An 18,604-nucleotide genomic window follows, 5' to 3' on the forward strand; every position below is an offset into this window, starting at 1 on the left:
GACCTGCTATTTTGAAATAAGCTCTTCCAAATCGCGATCCACTACAATCCCAATGAGTTTTTCACCGGTTTTAGTGCTTACATCTGAATAAGTACTGATCACATTGACCTCAATGAGCGCTTTAATAGCTTCCTCCAGGTTCTCTCTCGAGCTTTCGAAGAGCGCCATCCTCACTTTTTTAATCAATTCAACGCCATCTTTGCTCGTCGCGAGATTGGTTTCCGCTTTGCTCAGAAATCCCTTAATTCTGACAATGATTAAATCCTGGAATATTATGGTCCTAATTTTCTCAGGCCCTCTGCCCATATGCTCAATCTCAAACTTGCTTATGATTTCGCTAATTTTTGCTTCCAATTGTCCTTTTGTCATTCTAATGTATACCTCTTCATAATTCTGTTGGCATGTCTCTTGAGTTTCATGCGCTGCAAACCATTCTCATTGATTTTTCACATTGTAACACATAATCCCTATCAAAATCAACACTGTAATGAATAAAAATCCGCAGTTGTCGAACAATAATTTATATTTTTATTTTTTTGTACGCTTTTTTGAATTGGCTTTTATATTTTAAGTGCTCTAGTCTTCCTCAACTTCCTTCTGATTTGCCATTTCAACGACAATGCGAATGCGTTTTTTTCTCGTCTCCAGACTCTTTGACAAATTGACCCAAATGATCCACCTGGACTGCTCGGTGTAACGCCATGCTTCAAAAGCCTCCAAAGCGCCTGGTTGAGCAGCCAGCTCAAGCCTTAAGTCATCAGGACAATCCGGCTTTTCTTTGGAAGAGTAAGCCAAATCCCACCATCCGCTTTCCTTGGCGGCGCGCACACTTTCCATCCCGGTTTCAGTCATTCTTCCCTGCTCAATAAGCCGGCAAACCCTGTCGCGATTAATCTTAGACCATACGCTTCCGGGCTTTCTTGGTGTGAAATGAAGCATAAAATAATCTGAGTCCACGCTGCGCATAATACTGTCAATCCAGCCAAAACAAAGCGCTTCCGTCACCGCTTCCTCAAGGCGAATGCCCACCGCGTCAGACTTTGCCTTTTTTATTAAGACCCAAATATCTTTTTCTTTCTCGTGATTCAACTCAAGCCACTGCCTCCATGCACCAGACGTCGGAAAATGTCGAATCTGCTTAAACTCAGTCATGGCCGGATACCTCGCTCAGCCTGTAGTCCTCCACCCGCTTCTGAATCCTTTGAATAACAAAGGTCATCCACAGAGAGGGCTTCTTCTTTTGCCCAAAATCCCAGCCTTTCCAAGGCTGCCAGATAGATTCCGGCGTATACAATCCTTCTCCGTCTGTTTTGTCCAGGACTAAGGACAGCATCTCCGCAAACCGCTCATCTCTAACCGCGACCTCAAACTGAGACAGCACCTCAAGGACATGCAGAATGTCATACCAGATGAAGGGCAACTTCAACTTACGAAAGTCAGAACCCATGTAAAAGATATAAGGATGTTTTGTCCTGCTGTTCACCCACAAGTCAAGGAGTGTCTCAATCCCTGTCCTCGCCGCTTCACGACATGAGGTGTCGTCATACAGCGCCAGACATTTCAAGATAATCAGGTTCACATAGGGGCATGGATCCTCTTTTCTGCCAGGGCCTCTGAAAGTCCCGAGTTCTTTTGAGACTTTACATGGCCAGCCGTTGTCTCTTGCCAGACTCAGGAGATAGTCCCGGCCTTTGAGAATCCGAGGGTCTTCCTTGTATCCCATTTTGGCTAAGGCATAAAGGCTGGTTGGCGCGTCACACAGTGCCCACCCCCAGGTTTCCTGGCCGCTGCCGCCGTAATGTGTTGGGATGACCATCGGCAGAGTCACTAAACCTTCCTCTGTTATATGACTGAGCACATGGTTGAGTATTTCAGGAATTCCGGGATCCTCTCGGGTCAGACCCAGGTCCGCCAGAAATGCCAGCTTGTGATAGTGCTGGCTGGCGCTTTTGTGGCTGCTGAGAACCACACCCGGCCAGGACTGCAGCTCAAGGATCAGCGACTGGACCAGCGGATGTGCAATCATGGCGGATCTGGCGGAAGTAACCGCTTCTTGGGTCTCGTCATAGCCATATAAATCCTTGAGCGCCCTGTACCGGACCCAAGGCTCAGATGCATTGATCAAAGCCGGCCAAATCTCCATGATCTCCACCTCGCTTATGATGCAAAAATGTTACAGTGCCTGACCCCAAACTCAAAAACACTCTAATCCTGAAGCGTCACTTTCTTCAGTACCATAGCCGTACGGTTTGGCAGGTAGATCTGAATACCGGTCTGCTGCTTCAGCCCCGGCAGTGTTTTGACCTCATAAATCACGTCATGAGAAATGCGCGAATGTCCTCCAAACCTGGCTTCATCCGTGTCCATGAGCACTTTGTAACGCCCCGTTTCATGAATTGGCAGCTCAAACTCAACCTGCGGATCCGTTGAGTGGAAGTTGAAAATGAAAATATAGTCCTTTTTCTTATAGGCTATGATCTTCTTCTTCTGATCGATCCACAGTGGCTGAGGTACACCGCCGCCCATCAGCGAATTATCGCTCATCAGGTGAATCATGGCAATATCAAAATGCTTTAAATCCTCGTATCTGAGGAATGGATTATCCGCGAGGCTCCAGAGACGTCGGCAGTGCTTAAAGCTCCAGTTATTCCCTTCGCGTGGGAAGTCAATCCACTCCGGATGGCCAAATTCGTTGCCCATAAAATTCAGATATCCTTCGCTGCCCATGGAAATGGTGATCAGGCGGATCATCTTGTGTAGCGCCACAGCGCGCTCAATGACCAGGCTAGGGCTCTTTTTATTCATGTGCCAATACATATCTTTATCCGCCATCCTGAAGATCAGCGTCTTGTCGCCAACGAGAGCCTGGTCATGGGATTCGACGTACCCTATGCGCTTCTCGCCCGGCCGGCTGGTACTCAGCTCGTACCATAGCTGCCCGACACTCCAGTCTTCATCCTTTTTCTTCAGGGTATTCACCCAAAAGTCCGGTATCCCCATGGCAAGACGGTAGTCAAAGCCTATTCCGCCGTCTTGGATAGGCAGACACATTCCCGGCATGCCGCTCATGTCCTCGGCAATCGAAATCGCATCCGGCCGCAGCGACTTGATCAGTTCATTCGCGAACTGCAGATAAGTCACCGCATCAATGTCGGTATTCAGGCTGAAGTACTTGGCATAATCGTCGAAGGACGTTCCAAGACCATGGTCGTGGTAGAGCATGGAGGTCACGCCGTCAAAGCGGAATCCGTCAAAGTGAAACTCCTCCAACCAGTATTTGATGCTGGACAGGAGAAAATGGATCACGCTGTGCTTTCCATAATCAAAGAGTTTGGAGTCCCAGGCACTGTGATGTCCCCGGGCGCCATGGTGGAAAAACTGAGTTGCGGTGCCGTCGAATTCATTGATGCCTTCTGCGAAATTCTTGATGGTATGAGACTGAACCATATCCATCAGAACAGCAATGCCCATGCTGTGAGCCTTATTGATCAGGCTCTTCAGTTCTTCGGGATTTCCGAACCAGGAGGACGGCGCGAAATAATTTGAGACGTGATAGCCAAAGGACGCGTAATAAGGATGCTCCATGACTGCCATAATTTGAACGGTATTGTAGCCCTGGGCCTTGATTCGGGGCAGGATCACCTCTTCAAATTCCTTATAGCTGCCGATGGTCTCCTTTTCCTGCGCCATACCAATATGCGCTTCATAAATCAAGGGCGCTCTGGACGGATCAAGTTTAAAATCCTCATCAGTCCAGTGAAACGGCACCTCAGGCGCCCAGATCTGTCCGCTGAAGTCATGGGTTCTCGTGTCCTGAATGACCTTTCGTATGTAGAGCGGAATGCGGTCCCGGTCACCGTTTCTGGCGACTACCCTGACCTTGACGCGGGATTCGTGCTTCAGTGCGTCGTGTCCAGGAATGTAAATTTCCCAGGTGCCGTCACCTTTATTCTCGAGAGGGTGGGAATCCCTGTTCCAGCCGTTGAAGTCCCCCATCAAATAGAGCGCGAAGGCGGACGGAGCCCATTCGCGGTAAACCCAGCCATCGCCAAAAGGATGAAGACCGAAGTGGTGGTGACCATTGGCAAAGTCCTTAAAGGTGCCTGTCTCGCCAAGCAGTGATTTTCGAACGCCTTCATAACGCCTCATTCTGAGCGCGATATCTTCTTCATAGGGTTTTACCCAAGGATCGAGCTTGAAAATTCCGAGATCCGGATTCACGTTTGTTGAACTGGCAGCGTTCTCTTTTTTCTTGACTTTGCTCTCCATAAAATCGCCTCCATAGGTCAATCGCTCGTTGTCATGTTTCTATGCTGCAGCCTTACGTCTCACTTCTCCACATTTTAAAACCAACGGCCACCGAAATCAGGCCAAAAATAGTCAAGGCGGGCAGCCCGTGAAAAATGCCGGTAATATAGGCAACCGCATTGTAAATCAGTATTGCAGCGCCCACTATGGCCATGACCAGGCCCCGGGTTTTCTTTGTTCCCATATCGCCACCTCATTTTTTATTCTCTTTTCAGGCCCTAACGACGTTGCGGTTTTTTGCCCTCTTCATAGAGTCGGATATATTGTTCCACGGTAATTTTTGCGCATAGCTCCGCGATCAGGTCGTAGGGGATCGCGTCTGGTTTTTTGAATCTTATGCAGCTTTTCCCCATGTCGAGCTTACCCTCCGCCCTTGAGGCATATTCCTTTTCGAACCATGCCAAGAGATCCGGCAAAGCGTAGATTCCCATATGGTAGAACGCGATATGCTGCTTTTGTGAGGCCAAATTGATAAAAGGCAGCGGTTCCTTGGGATTGACGTGGTAACCGGCAGGATAAAGCGTGTGCGGCACGACGTAGCCGAGCATGCCATAGCTTATGACCTCTTCGAAACCATCGGGCAAATTTTCCAGAATCACTGTCCTCAGTTTTTCTACAGCCTCTCGATGTGCTGCAGGTAGACTATCCAGGTATTCTTCAGGTGTTTTTGCTTTTTTGACTTCCAAATCGGAATTCAAGACTATTATCCCTCCTCGTTTTGAACCAACTAAAGCATATATACCCCATTCCAGATGTTTATGCAGATCGTTAGCAGTAAATCGTCCTCTGTTCTCCGGATTTCCGGGTGAAGGTAAGGTAAGAATGGCAATGCAGCAGTCACATTTCTCGCCATGCCCTATTATGAGCGTGCGCCCATGCCGGGCGCACCAAAAAAAACTCCCTCCCAATCAGATTGGAAAGGAGTTTGCAGTTAAATTATGTAGGAATTTCGCCTAGAAATCGGATCCCTCATGAGCCAGTCTGTGGCACTGAACGTCTTTGACTCTCATTTCTTCTTTAAGCTGACGGATTTGCTGATCCTTTTCCTTGAGCATTTCCTCGAGTTCTTTTACTCTTTCTTCACATCTCAAATTGTCCATTTAATCCAGCTCCTTCTTTAGGGATTGGCATTAGCCGTCTCCCGCAATTTGTTTTCTTAGGTTACAACCATTTTAACCATATCTTGCACTAAAAATAAAGCATCGTTATTTAGTGAACAGAATCGGTTTGTATGTCTACTAATGCTTATTCTCTGAAAAGCCTGAATTTTCAGTCTTTTAGAGATTTGTATTATGTGACGGTGGAAAAATAAACATTAAAAATTTTATTTATGCTGCACTTTATAGGTGTTGTTCGTTAATACCCAAACTACTTTGCTGCTACTATTCAAAAACAAAAACAGCATGCCGATGGTCCCAATCAGCAAGCTGTCTTTGTTTTTGTATGAAACTGGGTGTTGAAACTGGGTGTCAGACACCTAGTTACTGTTTTTGAATAAACTTCAATTAATTCCTCTATCTTTTTTTCATGAATCCGCCAATCAGATTCCCAATGTCGTCCATAATGTCGCCGTCTTTGTCAGCATCAAGAATCTTTGATGCCATCCCCATTAAATCATTGCCGTCACCTGACATGACGCCGCTGAGCATATTTGAAATGCCGGAGGCGTCGAGGTTTTGGCTCTTCTTCTGCTGTCCAAGTGCACCAAGGACAAGAGGTGCGAGCTGGGTCAATAGACCAGAGACTTGGTCGCTTTTTAGACCGGTTTGACTGGCCAAATTATTTTGAACGGTCTGTGTCTTGCCTCCGAGAACATGCTGAAGGATTTTGGCCCCATCGTTTTGATCCACTTTGCCGAGAAAACCGTCCAGGTCATCCACATCATCCTCTTCGTGCCGTTCAAGTGCCTTCGCGAGGGCGGAAGCGCCTTCAGGCGTGCTGGCATTTTGTCCGAGTGCTTTCATGAGGGTCGGAAGACCTATTTTAGCGAGCTGCTCTACTTGCTCAGGATTAGCGCCTACAGATTGCCCCAACTTGTTGAGGGCTGCCGGATTATTAAGCTGACCAGAAATCAGATCCATTAGATTCATTAAAATTGCCTCCTTTTTTGTTTATGTGAGTTATGTTTACCCATTTAGTTAGAAAATATGTAAATTAAAAGAGGAAGCTGGCTTCAGGACACCAACTTCCTCTTATAGGTTCTCAATAATTTCATGGCTCGACCGAACCATGTATAGCATGGATTTTGGATTCATCAGGGTTTTAATCAGGGTTTTTGTATTGCTATGTGTTGCTTTGGTGCGCTTGGTGCCTCTAAACTATCGGCTAAGGTTTTAGAGGTATTTGCAGTAAGACGTTCTCATATTGCTCATCTCAGCAATGATGTCGTCCACGTTGAGGACCATTTCCATCATGCCGATCTGCTCTTCGTAGACGTCTGCGTCTACGTCAGCCTTGAACTCAGGCTCTACCGCGTGGTAGACAGAAAGTCCAAGTGCCACGCCTGCAAGGCTTCCTGCAAACGTTGGGTCACCGTTGGTGACGGTCTCAGCTGCAAGACCAGCTGATTCTGCTTCTGCTGCGCCGAAGATGACGACGACATTCTCATGTCCGTACTCATCCGCTAAAGATTTAACCCTGTTCTGATTCTCCAAATCCATGGCCCCTGCAGCCGTTCAGACGAAACACTCTGTTGCGGAATAGACGACGGTCGCTTCGCTATTCGTTTTGACGCATTCTTCGATCGCTTGGCCCGGAACACCGTCGCGGTCGCCAATGATGATCACTTTCTTGTTGGCTAAAATGCTCATTCATCCCATCCTTTCCTATTTTTCCACTAGACGTGGATTGAGATTTTTTATACCCATTTCGTTTTAATCAGAAACTTTTATCTGATAATTTAATTATAGTTATTTTATAAACATGTTCAAGTTATTTCGTGATACTTTTGGATATTTATTTTGTTTCGAAGAAAATCGGCGCCTGGAACCGCTAAATGCCACAAGTATTGGAGAGTCTGAGATCCAGCGTGAATACCCCCTGGCTGTCCATTGCTTTGTAAAGCGCGCTGACCATATCGAGAATGGTCTCCAGATCGCCTCTGATCAGCGTGGCCATGGCGTTCGTTTCAATGGTCAGCGGGAAGTTATGAATCACTTTCAATGCGCTCTCTACGGCTGCCTCAACGTCAGATGTTTGAACAGGCGTGAAGATCACCTGGGCGCCGACTATGCCCGCAGCTTTTCCCATAGAAGACATATGAATCCTCCTCTGTTGTTGGCACTGAACTGATGCTCAGTTTCCATGCTAATGTGTTCTTCCGGAGTGTCCGGCGGCAAAAACAAACACTCTTTGGTTTGCTTCAAAACCTCGGTGTGATAGGCCGCCATTTCCTCCAAGGTTTTGAAGGCTGCGTGCCTGAACACTGTTTCCTTCTGGAAATACTCCAAGGTATAAAGCCGGCCCCAGGAGGAGTTCAGGTGAATGGTCCCCACCATAAGACTGCCACCCGGCTTAAGGACTCGGAACAGTTCACCGAGTGCCCGCTCCGGATCCTTTACAAATTCAAAGGCTGCCATGGAAAAAACAGCGTCGAAGGTGTTGTCCTCAAACTCAAGCTGGTATAAATCCATATTTTCGTAGGTGATGGGCAATTCACCTGTTTTGGATCTTGCGATGCTGAGCATTTCCTCCGAAACATCAATACCCGTGACAATAGCGCCTTTTTCAGCCAGCTTGATCGAGAAGTTTCCAGTCCCGCATCCAACATCCAGAATCTTTTGATCTGGCTTCGGCAAAAAGAGTTCGAAAGCGCAGGCAGTTTCAACTTCATCCACAAATCGCCCCATCTTGGTCGTGTACCACTGGTCGTAGTCTGTTGCGACTTCATTGAATATTGTCATAACTCAATTGCCCCCAATCCTAAAAGCTGTGCAGCAGCTTCTTTTTCAACTGAGTAAAGGTCTCCGACACCATCATATCCCTATTTCGCGGCCTCGGCAGCTCCACAAGGATCTCTTCCTTGATCGTCGACGGCCGGTCGGACATCAGATAAATCCGGTCGGACAGATAAATTGCCTCTTCAATGTCATGAGTTATGAACAAAATGGAAGCCTTCAGCTCGTCATTCACACCCAGCAGCCAGTCCTGCATCTTGGCCTTCGTCAGCGCGTCCAGCCCGCCAAAGGGCTCATCCAGCAGCATGATATCCCTGGAGTAGACATAGGTTCTCATGAGCGCCGCCCTCTGGCGCATCCCACCAGACAGCTGATGGGGATACTTGTGCTCAAAGCCTTCCAGTCCAAAGGTCTCAAACAAAGACGCCACCTCCGCCCTGGCCGCCTTCTTCGAAACACCTTTCACCCGAAGGGGCAGGGCCACATTGTCAATGATCTTCAGCCACGACAGCAGCAAATCCTTCTGGTACATGTAGCTGACGAGACCTTTGCGGGCTTTGACCGGCGCGCCATCGATTCGTATTTCGCCTTCATCCTCCACAATCAAGCCCGAAATCATATTGAACAGCGTGCTCTTCCCGCAGCCGGAAGGCCCTATGATCGACACAAACTCGGTTTCCTTCAGCACCAGGGACACATCACTGACCGCGAAGGTATCTTCAAAGGTCTTCTTGACGCCGACGAGCTCCAGCCTATTTTTTAGGGAGGAAGTCATTGGTGAACGCCTCCTCAGCCTCGAGTTCTGACTCGATCAGACCATTCTCAAACATCCACCCTGCGTAATTGGTCCAGATCTCCAGGTCCATAACGCCCCACTGTGGTGCTTCCGCCTGATACTGGTCCGCCAGGTAATTCTGCGAGGCGACTGCAATAGCCTCATCCACTTCCGGCGCCGCTTTCAGCAGTGACTTGACGGCCTCTTCAGGATTCTCCATGGCATATTCATAACCCTTAGTCGTCGCCGCCAGGAACTTCTTCGCAAGCTCCGGACGCGCGCTCAAAAGCTCTTCCTTGGCAATGATGACCGGCGTATAGAAATCGAGGTTCTCTTCGAAATCCTGCAGCAGAATGAAGTTGATCGGCACATTGTTGACCTCTGCCGCAATGCCGTCCCAGCCATAGTAGATCCACGTGAAGTCCACATGACTTTTCGTTGCTGCGAAGAAGTCAAGCGCGCCGAGGTCCACCATCTCCAGCTTGTCAAAATCCGCGCCTTCCTTGGCCATCAGCCCGCTCAGCATCGCGACTTCAGCAGGGGAGCCCCAGCCGCCGTACTTCTTGCCCTCGAAATCCTTGGGTGTCACGATCCCCTTTTCCACCGGTGACGCGAAGCCCGAGGTGTTGTGCTGGATAATTGCTGCGATCGCTTTCACCGGAAGCGGCTCAGCTGCCGTTCTGGCATAGGTGATCTCTTCCTGGTAGGAGATGCCGAACTCCCCCTGACCCGCTGCGATCAGGCTCGCTGAGCCCCCTTCAGCCGGCTGGATGATCTCCACATCAAGCCCGGCTTCTTCGTAAAAGCCCAGGTCCTGGGCCACGTAGAGTCCCGTGTGGTTCGTGTTGGGTACCCAATCCAGGACTACAGTGACCTTCTCAAGCTCTGCCGATGGTCCCTGCGCCCCATCCCCTGCCTCCACAGCGTCCTTCGGCTGGCATCCCGCGAGGGCCAGAGTGGCCGTCAAAATCAAAAAAAGCGCGGCTATACTGAGTTTCTTCATCTTCATCTTCATCTTCATCTTCTTCATCTTAATTTACCTCCAATAAGTCTCTTTCAAAATGTTGGTGAAACACACGACCATCGGCCGCCTGGTCCTTAATCCTCTACTTCTCTTTGCTGACCGCCCATGGCATCAGCATTCTTTGAATCAGGTCAATGCCCTTGAACACGGCAATGCTCAGCACGACGACAATCAAAATGGCAGCGAACATCTTGTCCAAAGCGAAGGAATGCCTGACCCGCAGCATGTAGACGCCCAGGCCGCCGGTGCCCCCCAGCCACTCGCCGATCACCGCACCCATGATGGAATAGGTCGCCGCAATGCGGATGCCGGAAAACAGGTTGACCAAGGCACCGGGAAACTTGACCCAGCGAAACTGCTGCAGCTGCCCTGCGCCCATGCCCTCGATGAGGTGCAGCTCATCCGGGTCCGCTGCCTCCAGGCCGTCCAGCAGGCTGACAATGATGGGGAAGAAGCAGACCAGCATGACAATGACGATCTTGGGCAGCATGCCAAATCCGAACCACATGCCGAACAGAGGCGCCAGCACAATGATGGGCACCGTCTGTGACAGGACGAGAATGGGGTACAGGCCTTTTTTAACCATGGGCACGAAATCCATCAGAAGCGCCAAGGCAATTGAAAAGCCAATAGCCGCGAGAAATCCAATTCCCGCCTCCTGGAGGGTGATCCAAATGTGGCTGCGCAGTCCCGGCAGCTCAGAAAACAGTACGCGGATGACGCTGGACGGCGCCGGCAGGGTGTAGGCATCTACCCAGCCGGATCTTACGGACAGCTCCCACAAGGCCGTCAAGACAGCTAGGAAGACAGCGGCCGGCCACTTACCGGTATTTGCCGACTTTTTCATCAATGGTCACGCCCCCGGGCTTGTAATCGATCTTGACGACAGAGCACACACGCTCCGCGCCCTGCTCGACGCAGATTTCCTGGGCGCGTTTGACAATGTTGAGAAGCTCCTCAAGGTCGCCCTCCATGGTCGTCTCCATGGGGCCCACGGTGTGAACGACGCCCGTGCTTTGGATGTACTCGATCACCGCGTCCACGACGGGATAGATCTTGCTTTCCGGAACGCTTGGAATGACTTGCAGACTGACATTGGTCAACATATTGCATCTCCCTTCGAATTAAAAAAGACCCATCCGGAGGATGAGTCTCATAGGTGTAAGCTTATGTCTCCTCCCTTCGCTGGCATGATCCAGAGCAGGTGATATGGGTCGGAACTCACAGTTCCCTCTCAGCCAGTTTACTGACTCCCCCGTACATCTTCGTTTCAGTTGTGGGTGTTTAGTGGATGTTTAGTGGTTAGATAAAAATTTTAAAAAGTCTTTTTCGAACACCAACATCATAAGCCTTGAAATTTGATTTGTCAATTGCGTAGATGAAACTTGATTTAAGCCTGCCTGTTGGTCTGGTTATTCGGTAGGCTTTCTTCTTCGATTTCGTCTGCGGTTCGCCGCAGCGGGTGATTCTGCCTGAGCTGCGGCCTTTGGCACGCTATGACGGCTTTCCTGTTTGGCCCTCTGCTGTGTTTGCTTGCCCTGATGCTTTTGTTGCTGCGGGCGAGGCTCTATGAAAATGTCGTCCTTGACCGTAGCGTCCAAAGGAAATGGATGCTCTTTCACCTCAGGAATGCGTTTGCCGATGGTCTTTTCTATATCCTTCAGCAGCGGCAGCTCCTCAACATCACAGAAGGACATAGCGATCCCGCTGAGGCCCGCCCGGCCGGTTCTGCCAATCCGGTGAACATAGGTCTCGGGCACGTTTGGAAGGTCAAAGTTGATGACATAGGACAGCTCATCAATATCAATTCCTCTGGCTGCGATATCCGTCGCAACCAGGACGCGGATGGCGCCCTTTCTGAAGTTCTCCAGGGCGTTTTGACGGCTGTTTTGACTTTTGTCGCCATGGATAGCCATAGCTGAAATATGTGCTTTTACCAGCTCGCGCACTACGCGGTCTGCGCCGTGCTTGGTTCTGGTAAACACAAGCACAGACTCAAGCTTTGGATCATTGAGCAAGTGGATCAGCAGCTTTCGCTTGTTGGCTTTGTTAACCAGGTAAACGCTTTGGCTGATCGCCTCCACTGTCACGACCTCAGGCGTCACCGACACCTTGGCAGGATGCTTCAGCATGGCATCTGCCAAGGCTGAAATCTCCTTAGGCATGGTAGCGGAAAACAGAAGTGTCTGCCGTTCAGAAGGCACCTTTGCGACGATCCGTTTGACATCGTGAATAAAGCCCATATCCAGCATGCGGTCTGCTTCGTCGAGAATCAGAATTTTGACTTTGTCAAGCTTGATGATGCCTTGATTCATCAGATCATTCAAACGTCCGGGTGTCGCGACCAAAATATCCAGACCATCTTTAATCATCTTTTCCTGGGGGCCCTGAGGCACGCCGCCAAAGATGACGCCGGTCTTCAAATAAACGTGGCGCCCGTAAGCATGGAAGCTGTCCTTGATCTGAATGGCCAGCTCGCGGGTTGGCGTCAGGATCAGCGACTGTATGCCGTCATGCTTCTTCCCAGATTGTGATGAAGCGCTTGAAAGACCTTCCTGTTTCATTTCAATGATCCTCTGGAGCGTCGGGATTGCGAAGGCGGCGGTTTTCCCCGTTCCTGTCTGAGCGCAGCCCAGAACGTCTCTCCCTGTCAGGATCAGCGGAATTGCCTGGTCCTGAATATCCGTAGGCTCAACATACTGTTCTTCTTTAATGGCTTTGAGAATGGCGGGCATAATGCCCAATGACTTAAACTTCAATCTAAAAACTCCTTTGTAATGGCCTTTTCCCTGTGTTGTAGAATTTTTTGGCAAAGGTCCAAACTACATTGTATGTTATTCGAGCCATTCTGTCCAATTTTTGATTGGGGGACGCGGACAGCTTTCTAGTGAGTGCCTGTCACCAAACCAAAACTGGGGACAGAGCATTGTAATATTTCGGTAATATTCAACTCGGCATAAATCGTGTTAAAACGGGAATATCCGCAACTTCTTGACCGTCCTGCTCATAATCAAAAAAAGAGTCGCAGGGAAGCGACTCTAAAAATGGGGGACGTGAACCAAAATTTTAGTTTAAAGCACCATCTTTTTTGATTTCTTCAAGGAGTGTACCAGCGAGCTTCAAGTAATTATCCCACGCTGTATTTCGAATAGTAAATCCACTTGAGGCATAGTCGCCGGACTCATCAGTTGAAGGAAGTCCATTGAGATCTAACAAGTCCTGTGTTTCAACTACTTTTGCATTCAGGGCATCCATTTGAATGTTAAAGCCAATGCGTGATGGCTCCTGGTATTCGACGCTCTCATATTTTGATTGGCGATAGAACGCCTTCAGTGCTGGATCCTCAATCTCTTCAGGTGTATTCGCGAAAATTTCGTCGTATCGAACAGATGTGATTTTGCCATTTTCAATGACGACCTGTACAAAGCCTGTCAAGCCACCGCCAAGTTTTTCTGCAATACTGTAATATTTTTTTGCCGATGGTTGATCCAGCAGCGGCGCCAACTTCTCAGCAAGCGGGATCATGGACTGGTTAACACTGTTGGACGCACCTGAAATTGTGTCAAATTCGCCCGTCACACGTTGCTCCTCGATCATTTGTTTTTCAACAGCGACTACGCTTTGCACCCACGCAGCGCCTTTTTTATCACCCATACTGAAGTTATATTCAGAAAGCCGTTTAGGCACATTCTGAAAATATCGCTCATAATAATTTGGGCGCGTCATCTCATTAAACTCTATGTAAACCAACTTATCGTCCTGTTTGACGATTTCAAGGATTCCAAGATGACCTTGACGGAAACGTTCTTCAATTGAGTAATAATCACCCTTAACAATGCCAAGCGGTGGTTGAATATCCCATTCAAGTTCTGCCTGTTCAGCTTCAGCTGAAATTTCCGGTGCAGGCGTACTGACTGGCGCTTCTGTAGTTTGTTTTTCTGCTGTGCCACAAGCCGTGAGGTTAAAAACAAGCCCCGCAAGCACCAACAATTTGAACATTTTAGACCTAAATACCATGATGAGCCTCCTTCAATGTTTTCGTATGATTTGTTATATATTTATCATACTAGACGCTTGAACAAGACCGAAGGATCAAAACATGGCTTTTACCCCGACAATTTACGGGTGTTCTTTTGACGGTACTGCGAAGGTGTCATACCAAACTGGCGTCTGAACAGCTTATAAAAATATTCATCGCTATAGCCTAACAGTTCAGCAATTTCATAAGTTTTTAACGCACTGTCCGCCATCAGTTCTAAGGCTCGATACAGCTTAACTTTAGTCATATAGTCTCCAAGGGTGATTCCTGTTTCACGTCTAAAAGTCTCCGCAATATAATTTTTTGTCAGATAAAATTCCTTAGCAATTTCCTCCTGAGAAGCCACCGCCTCACAATGAGTTAAAATGAATTCTTTAATTTTTCTTATGAGAGTATGTCCTTGATCCCAAGGATCCAGGATATTAAGTATCTCAACAAGTTTCTCAAATCTAATTTTGACTATCCGAAACAAAGTTTCAAAAGCATCTTGATCAGATAAGTCAACATGCATCTCTGTTTCGTAATCAAAGAGCATCAAATCGCGATTGTTTAAAAAAAGTGGAAGCCAATCCAATGATTCCACCAACTTTGAGCATATTTCCTGACAACTCTTTTCAAGAATCGCTCTGGTTTTGAAAACATTGAGATCCAAAGCCAAATAGGTCTTTCTAATCATATCCTGAAATAATTCACTTGCCTTCGCTCTCTGACTAGTGAGTGACTCAATGATTTCACGAATCTGTCCATTTGGATAATAAGGTGCCACGGTCTCAGCGAGACTTGTTTTTAATAAATTGACTTCAGCATCCCGTGCTTCCAGTGACTCTAAATGCTTTTGAACCCTTGACAAGAGCGCTGCCAGCAACCGCTCATCCACCGGCTTCAACAAATAGTCAAAAATCCCATGATGAATAGCTTCCTTCGCTAACCCAAACTCACCATAATCCGACAAAAACACAACACAAGGCACCAAATTTTCCTTTTGTACGCACTTAAGTAACTCCAGTCCATCCAGAATCGGCATGCGAATATCTGAAATTAGGAGATCAAGAGATTGATTTCTCAACTTCTGAAGCGCCTCTAGACCGTCACTCGCCTCATCGACAATCTCAAAGCCAGTGGAGTTGCCCCACAGCGGCAGTCTTTTAATCTGTCGTCGAAAGATAGGCATATCATCCACAATCATCACTCGATACATGTTATTGCACCCTCCTTTCCAGCGGCAGGCTTATACACGCTGACGCACCTTCCCCCGCCTTCCCTTCCAGAGATACAGTTCCCCCGTGCTTTTCAATTAGTTTCTTCACTGTGGCCAACCCAACACCATAACCGGCAAAATCCTCTTTTCGATGTCCCCGGCCAAAAATTTGAAAAAGTTGCGCTTTCGAAGCTGAATCAAACCCCACCCCATTATCCTGGATACAAATTTCCAAACAGACATCCGTAGCGATTGATGAGATGATGATTTGAGGCGCAGACTGCAGACTTGAAAACTTAATGGCATTATCCAACAGATTCATAAAAATCTGACGCATCATAACTCGATCCCCAGTAATCACCGGCAAAGGATCAGGGAGCACGACACGAACCCTCTGATCAGATCCCGATTGACTTAATGTCTTGATACACTCCTCAACAAGATCATTTAAATCAATGATTTCATCTTCAAGAGGCGTCTTGGACATGACTGAAAATTTAAGCAGATGCTCAATAAGCGAAATCATATCCGCAACCAAAGCCTGCATTTCCCTCAGCATTTCCAGACTTGTACCGGGTAATTCCTTGAGATTGTCTTCTTCCAACATGGAGCCATAAACCTGAAGCGCTCTCAGCGGTGACTTTAAATCATGAGAAACCGTAAAGGTGAAAGACTCAAGATCTGCTACAGCTTCTTCAAGCTTCGCAGTTCGTTCTTCAACTCTCTTTTCCAACACTTCATTTAGTTGAAGGATTTCGTTGTTGGCCTTTGTCAATGCCTGCTGTTTCTGCTGCAATTCGACCTTTGAAGCCAATGTTTTTTCGACAAATCGGACTGTGATTCCGCCAGCAATTGAAAACAGAAGTCCAGACAAAATCAATGTTATCTGCGTTTCATCATGCCTGCCAAGAAACCAAGCAGATGTCGATTCTCCCCGAACAATGACCTGCTGAACAAATAACAACAACCAAGCGAAAAAGAGACCACCAAAAAACATCAGCGACATGATCAGAGTGTTTCGTTCACTGCCAACACGAACCTCCATAAGCATCATCCGTCTTATGAAGGGCAGCTGAAGCAGAGCATCTGCCAATGCCAAAAATACAAACTCAACGATTATCCCTTTGACAGCAAAAATCACAATTACATCTGTTGACATTGAATTTAGCGCATTGGGATAAAGATAAACACCATTTAGTTTAAGTAAAATTGGAAACAGTGCGATATAGAGCCCCATTCTGGCCAAACTGTAAATAACCTGGAGAAAATAAGCATTATAGCGCAAAGCTTTAGAGCCTTCTCTATGACCCTTACCCCATCCTTGAATCTGGATCCAGAGTCCATAGGATATCACTGGAACCAGTGAAGCCCATCCATTGTAAGGTCCCAGTATAAACGGATAGATGATCACGCCTCCGAGGACCAGACACACCATGCCATAGAATCGACCCCAGGCCAGAGTAACAACCATCGGCAGAATTAGACTCCACGGGAAGTTAATCGAAAATTCATTAAAGGCGAGGCGTGTGGAAAAAAAGATCCCAGCCAAGCTGAAAAGGCCGATCAACCAAGATAGTATTAATTTGTTGCGTTCCAGTTTGATATTTTTCAACATTTTTCCTCACCTAATGATCTTTTTCTCATGTTCTGATCCAATAATCTCATTATATACGTTTGGCGAAACTAAAGCATAAAATTCGCCGGGCTTCACTTGGAGACAAGACAAAACCCGAATTGGGAATGGTAATTTTTAACAATGCACGCCCCCCAAAAATCAGGACCATCAGAATGTCTTTGTTCAACATCCTGATGGTCCTAGTTTAAGCATTTCAAAGACTTAATTCCAGACTTTTTCAGTCTCTATTTCTTTTCAATTTCCATTTCTATTTCACTGCTTCAATTAAATAAGACGCCACGAAATCCTCCGCCTTATGTCCCGGCGCCCATGAAGAAATCAACTCACGGCTGTTGTCCTTTGGCATCAGCCGGATCTCCTTGAAACCAGCTTTCTCCATAATAGCCCTCAGATCTTCGACATATTCTGCGCCGCCAATACAGCTGGCCACCAGTCTCAAGTCATCACGCATGTTCTCAGGGATCACTGCCGTGGCTACCACATCTGAAGCTGCTATACGCCCGCCCGGTTTCAACACTCTGTAAGCATCGTTGAACACCTGCTGCTTGTCCACAGACAGATTGATGACACAGTTTGAAATAATCACGTCCACAGACGCGTCCGCAACCGGCAGATGCTCAATCTCCCCCAGCCTGAAGTCCATGTTGTCAATGCCTGCCTCATGAGCGTTTTTTCGCGCCAGCCTGACCATGTCCGGTGTCATGTCGACACCGATTACGTAGCCAGTTTCGCCGACTTTGGCTTGCGCCAGGAAGCAGTCAAAGCCGCCCCCGCTGCCAAGATCCAGGACGACCTCGCCGGGCTTCAGTGCCGCAATGGCCGTAGGATTTCCACAGCCCAGCGCCATATTAGAGCCTTCCGGAGCCTGGCTGAGCTCGTCCGCCGAATATCCAATGAGCGCGGACGCATCCAGCAAACTTACCGCCTGTGTGCCGCACCCGCATCCGCTGATGCAGCAGCCACCATCGGCACCCTGTTTTAAGGCTACAGCTGCATAGTTCTTCTGTATGTGTTCCCTGACTTTTTCCTTTTTTTGCATAACAAACCCTCCACATTAATCCTAAATACTACTCACCCCTATAGACGACACAACACAAAAAAGGACGCAAAAAAAGACGCAATTTCTGCGTCTTTTTCAACATTTTTTCCCCGGCTGATACTTTTGAAACTCAATGATGTTGCCACAGCGGTCAAATTCAAGCCTGCAGCAATCCAGCATCATGTCCTTCAGCAATTTCCGAGCCCTCTGTACTCTGGACTTTGCGCCGGACACCGACAGCCCCAGCCGCTCGGCCAGCGCCTTTTGTGTCAGGTTTTCGAATTCGGTGAGCAGAATGGCCTCCCGGTACTTCTCGGGCAGCTGCTGAACCATGCCCGTCAGGCAGCCCGCCATTTCAGCGTTGGCATTGCCGCCGGCTCCAGCCCCTCCTTCTGCCGATGGTCCCAAAACCCCACCCGCGCCTTCCGCCAAATCCTCCGGAAGCTCAGCAAAGGTCTTCCCGCTGCGGTAATAGTCAACTATGACATTCCGGGCAATCTGATAAATCCAGGCATGGATCTTTTCCTGATCCTTCAAGGTATCCAGGCTCAGGCTGATTTTAACAAAGACTTCTTGAAGCAAATCCTCCACGTCGTGGGGATTGGACACGCGCCTCGCAATAAATTTTTCAAGCGGCTCATGAAAATTTTCCCACAGACATGTCACGCAGGTGCCTGCCATATCATCAC

At 48.0% G+C, this 18,604-nt stretch carries 21 protein-coding genes and 1 riboswitch; all 21 genes read right to left on the bottom strand.

What is annotated here, in order from left to right:
* Nucleotides 1-6: 6 nt before the first annotated feature.
* The 21 genes from AC4PHM_RS08110 to sigZ all read right to left on the bottom strand — a co-directional run bounded on the left by AC4PHM_RS08110 (nt 7) and on the right by sigZ (nt 18,596).
* A complete protein-coding gene (locus tag AC4PHM_RS08110; protein ID WP_291400089.1) occupies nt 7-369 on the bottom strand; it encodes a Na-translocating system protein MpsC family protein in 363 nt (120 codons plus the stop codon).
* A 207-nt stretch (nt 370-576) separates the two neighbouring features.
* The gene (locus AC4PHM_RS08115; protein ID WP_492020391.1) at nt 577-1,152 is read right to left on the bottom strand and encodes a YdeI/OmpD-associated family protein; all 576 of its coding nucleotides are present in this window, start codon (nt 1,150-1,152) and stop codon (nt 577-579) included.
* Entirely contained in the window at nt 1,145-2,143 is a 999-nt protein-coding gene (locus AC4PHM_RS08120; protein WP_492020392.1) for a hypothetical protein, read from the bottom strand. Before AC4PHM_RS08120 ends, AC4PHM_RS08115 begins: the two co-directional genes overlap by 8 nt.
* 62 nt (nt 2,144-2,205) lie before the next feature.
* A complete protein-coding gene (locus AC4PHM_RS08125; RefSeq protein ID WP_492020393.1) occupies nt 2,206-4,269 on the bottom strand; it encodes an alpha-amylase family glycosyl hydrolase in 2,064 nt (687 codons plus the stop codon).
* Nucleotides 4,270-4,321: 52 nt separating this feature from the next.
* Entirely contained in the window at nt 4,322-4,492 is a 171-nt protein-coding gene (locus tag AC4PHM_RS08130) for a hypothetical protein (RefSeq protein WP_492020394.1), read from the bottom strand.
* Nucleotides 4,493-4,526: 34 nt separating this feature from the next.
* Nucleotides 4,527-5,006 (bottom strand): DUF1801 domain-containing protein, encoded by a 480-nt coding sequence (locus tag AC4PHM_RS08135; protein ID WP_492020395.1) that lies wholly within the window; start codon nt 5,004-5,006, stop codon nt 4,527-4,529.
* Nucleotides 5,007-5,261: 255 nt separating this feature from the next.
* Nucleotides 5,262-5,408, bottom strand: coding sequence for a hypothetical protein (locus AC4PHM_RS08140; protein ID WP_492020396.1), 147 nt, complete (start codon nt 5,406-5,408; stop codon nt 5,262-5,264).
* Nucleotides 5,409-5,822: 414 nt separating this feature from the next.
* Complete coding sequence (locus AC4PHM_RS08145) at nt 5,823-6,398, bottom strand: DUF937 domain-containing protein (RefSeq protein ID WP_492020397.1); 576 nt, start codon at nt 6,396-6,398, stop codon at nt 5,823-5,825.
* A gap of 243 nt (nt 6,399-6,641) precedes the next feature.
* Nucleotides 6,642-7,118: a glycine/sarcosine/betaine reductase complex selenoprotein A gene (gene grdA / locus AC4PHM_RS08150; RefSeq protein ID WP_492020398.1), complete on the bottom strand. Its 477-nt coding sequence runs from the start codon at nt 7,116-7,118 to the stop codon at nt 6,642-6,644.
* Nucleotides 7,119-7,299: 181 nt separating this feature from the next.
* The gene (locus AC4PHM_RS08155) at nt 7,300-7,566 is read right to left on the bottom strand and encodes a YkoF family thiamine/hydroxymethylpyrimidine-binding protein (RefSeq protein WP_492020400.1); all 267 of its coding nucleotides are present in this window, start codon (nt 7,564-7,566) and stop codon (nt 7,300-7,302) included.
* On the bottom strand, nt 7,536-8,210 hold the full coding sequence (locus tag AC4PHM_RS08160) for a class I SAM-dependent methyltransferase (protein ID WP_492020402.1): 675 nt from the start codon (nt 8,208-8,210) through the stop codon (nt 7,536-7,538). Before AC4PHM_RS08160 ends, AC4PHM_RS08155 begins: the two co-directional genes overlap by 31 nt.
* A 19-nt stretch (nt 8,211-8,229) precedes the next feature.
* The gene (locus tag AC4PHM_RS08165; protein WP_492020403.1) at nt 8,230-8,979 is read right to left on the bottom strand and encodes an ABC transporter ATP-binding protein; all 750 of its coding nucleotides are present in this window, start codon (nt 8,977-8,979) and stop codon (nt 8,230-8,232) included.
* Complete coding sequence (locus tag AC4PHM_RS08170) at nt 8,957-10,009, bottom strand: ABC transporter substrate-binding protein (RefSeq protein WP_492020404.1); 1,053 nt, start codon at nt 10,007-10,009, stop codon at nt 8,957-8,959. Before AC4PHM_RS08170 ends, AC4PHM_RS08165 begins: the two co-directional genes overlap by 23 nt.
* 76 nt (nt 10,010-10,085) lie before the next feature.
* Nucleotides 10,086-10,850: an ABC transporter permease gene (locus AC4PHM_RS08175; RefSeq protein WP_492020486.1), complete on the bottom strand. Its 765-nt coding sequence runs from the start codon at nt 10,848-10,850 to the stop codon at nt 10,086-10,088.
* Nucleotides 10,825-11,109 carry a thiamine-binding protein gene (locus AC4PHM_RS08180; protein WP_492020406.1) on the bottom strand — a complete coding sequence of 95 codons (285 nt, stop codon included), beginning with the start codon at nt 11,107-11,109 and terminating at the stop codon, nt 10,825-10,827. The genes AC4PHM_RS08175 and AC4PHM_RS08180 overlap by 26 nt, the downstream gene beginning before the upstream one ends.
* A 54-nt stretch (nt 11,110-11,163) precedes the next feature.
* Nucleotides 11,164-11,270, bottom strand: a riboswitch (TPP riboswitch).
* 145 nt (nt 11,271-11,415) lie between these two features.
* On the bottom strand, nt 11,416-12,762 hold the full coding sequence (locus AC4PHM_RS08185; RefSeq protein ID WP_492020408.1) for a DEAD/DEAH box helicase: 1,347 nt from the start codon (nt 12,760-12,762) through the stop codon (nt 11,416-11,418).
* Nucleotides 12,763-13,069: 307 nt separating this feature from the next.
* A complete protein-coding gene (locus AC4PHM_RS08190) occupies nt 13,070-14,002 on the bottom strand; it encodes an FMN-binding protein (RefSeq protein WP_492020410.1) in 933 nt (310 codons plus the stop codon).
* A gap of 107 nt (nt 14,003-14,109) precedes the next feature.
* On the bottom strand, nt 14,110-15,240 hold the full coding sequence (locus tag AC4PHM_RS08195; protein ID WP_492020411.1) for a response regulator: 1,131 nt from the start codon (nt 15,238-15,240) through the stop codon (nt 14,110-14,112).
* Nucleotide 15,241: 1 nt separating this feature from the next.
* Nucleotides 15,242-16,855, bottom strand: coding sequence for a sensor histidine kinase (locus AC4PHM_RS08200; RefSeq protein WP_492020412.1), 1,614 nt, complete (start codon nt 16,853-16,855; stop codon nt 15,242-15,244).
* Nucleotides 16,856-17,123: 268 nt separating this feature from the next.
* A complete protein-coding gene (arsM, locus tag AC4PHM_RS08205; protein ID WP_492020413.1) occupies nt 17,124-17,915 on the bottom strand; it encodes an arsenite methyltransferase in 792 nt (263 codons plus the stop codon).
* 96 nt (nt 17,916-18,011) lie between these two features.
* Complete coding sequence (gene sigZ, locus AC4PHM_RS08210) at nt 18,012-18,596, bottom strand: RNA polymerase sigma factor SigZ (RefSeq protein ID WP_492020415.1); 585 nt, start codon at nt 18,594-18,596, stop codon at nt 18,012-18,014.
* Nucleotides 18,597-18,604 lie beyond the last annotated feature (8 nt).

The organism is Acidaminobacter sp. QWL-03 (assembly GCF_058683855.1).

Bases quoted from the DNA above. Each gene is read 5' to 3' on its own strand.
- AC4PHM_RS08110 (WP_291400089.1), bottom strand. From the start codon at position 369: ATGACAAAAGGACAATTGGAAGCAAAAATTAGCGAAATCATAAGCAAG.
- AC4PHM_RS08180 (WP_492020406.1), bottom strand. From the start codon at position 11,109: ATGTTGACCAATGTCAGTCTGCAAGTCATTCCAAGCGTTCCGGAAAGC.
- AC4PHM_RS08190 (WP_492020410.1), bottom strand. From the start codon at position 14,002: ATGTTCAAATTGTTGGTGCTTGCGGGGCTTGTTTTTAACCTCACGGCT.
- AC4PHM_RS08125 (WP_492020393.1), bottom strand. From the start codon at position 4,269: ATGGAGAGCAAAGTCAAGAAAAAAGAGAACGCTGCCAGTTCAACAAAC.
- AC4PHM_RS08200 (WP_492020412.1), bottom strand. From the start codon at position 16,855: ATGTTGAAAAATATCAAACTGGAACGCAACAAATTAATACTATCTTGG.
- AC4PHM_RS08195 (WP_492020411.1), bottom strand. From the start codon at position 15,240: ATGTATCGAGTGATGATTGTGGATGATATGCCTATCTTTCGACGACAG.
- AC4PHM_RS08120 (WP_492020392.1), bottom strand. From the start codon at position 2,143: ATGGAGATTTGGCCGGCTTTGATCAATGCATCTGAGCCTTGGGTCCGG.
- sigZ (WP_492020415.1), bottom strand. From the start codon at position 18,596: ATGGCAGGCACCTGCGTGACATGTCTGTGGGAAAATTTTCATGAGCCG.
- AC4PHM_RS08165 (WP_492020403.1), bottom strand. From the start codon at position 8,979: ATGACTTCCTCCCTAAAAAATAGGCTGGAGCTCGTCGGCGTCAAGAAG.
- AC4PHM_RS08145 (WP_492020397.1), bottom strand. From the start codon at position 6,398: ATGAATCTAATGGATCTGATTTCTGGTCAGCTTAATAATCCGGCAGCC.
- AC4PHM_RS08130 (WP_492020394.1), bottom strand. From the start codon at position 4,492: ATGGGAACAAAGAAAACCCGGGGCCTGGTCATGGCCATAGTGGGCGCT.
- AC4PHM_RS08175 (WP_492020486.1), bottom strand. From the start codon at position 10,850: ATGAAAAAGTCGGCAAATACCGGTAAGTGGCCGGCCGCTGTCTTCCTA.
- arsM (WP_492020413.1), bottom strand. From the start codon at position 17,915: ATGCAAAAAAAGGAAAAAGTCAGGGAACACATACAGAAGAACTATGCA.
- AC4PHM_RS08140 (WP_492020396.1), bottom strand. From the start codon at position 5,408: ATGGACAATTTGAGATGTGAAGAAAGAGTAAAAGAACTCGAGGAAATG.
- AC4PHM_RS08115 (WP_492020391.1), bottom strand. From the start codon at position 1,152: ATGACTGAGTTTAAGCAGATTCGACATTTTCCGACGTCTGGTGCATGG.
- AC4PHM_RS08155 (WP_492020400.1), bottom strand. From the start codon at position 7,566: ATGTCTTCTATGGGAAAAGCTGCGGGCATAGTCGGCGCCCAGGTGATC.
- AC4PHM_RS08170 (WP_492020404.1), bottom strand. From the start codon at position 10,009: ATGAAGAAGATGAAGATGAAGATGAAGATGAAGAAACTCAGTATAGCC.
- AC4PHM_RS08160 (WP_492020402.1), bottom strand. From the start codon at position 8,210: ATGACAATATTCAATGAAGTCGCAACAGACTACGACCAGTGGTACACG.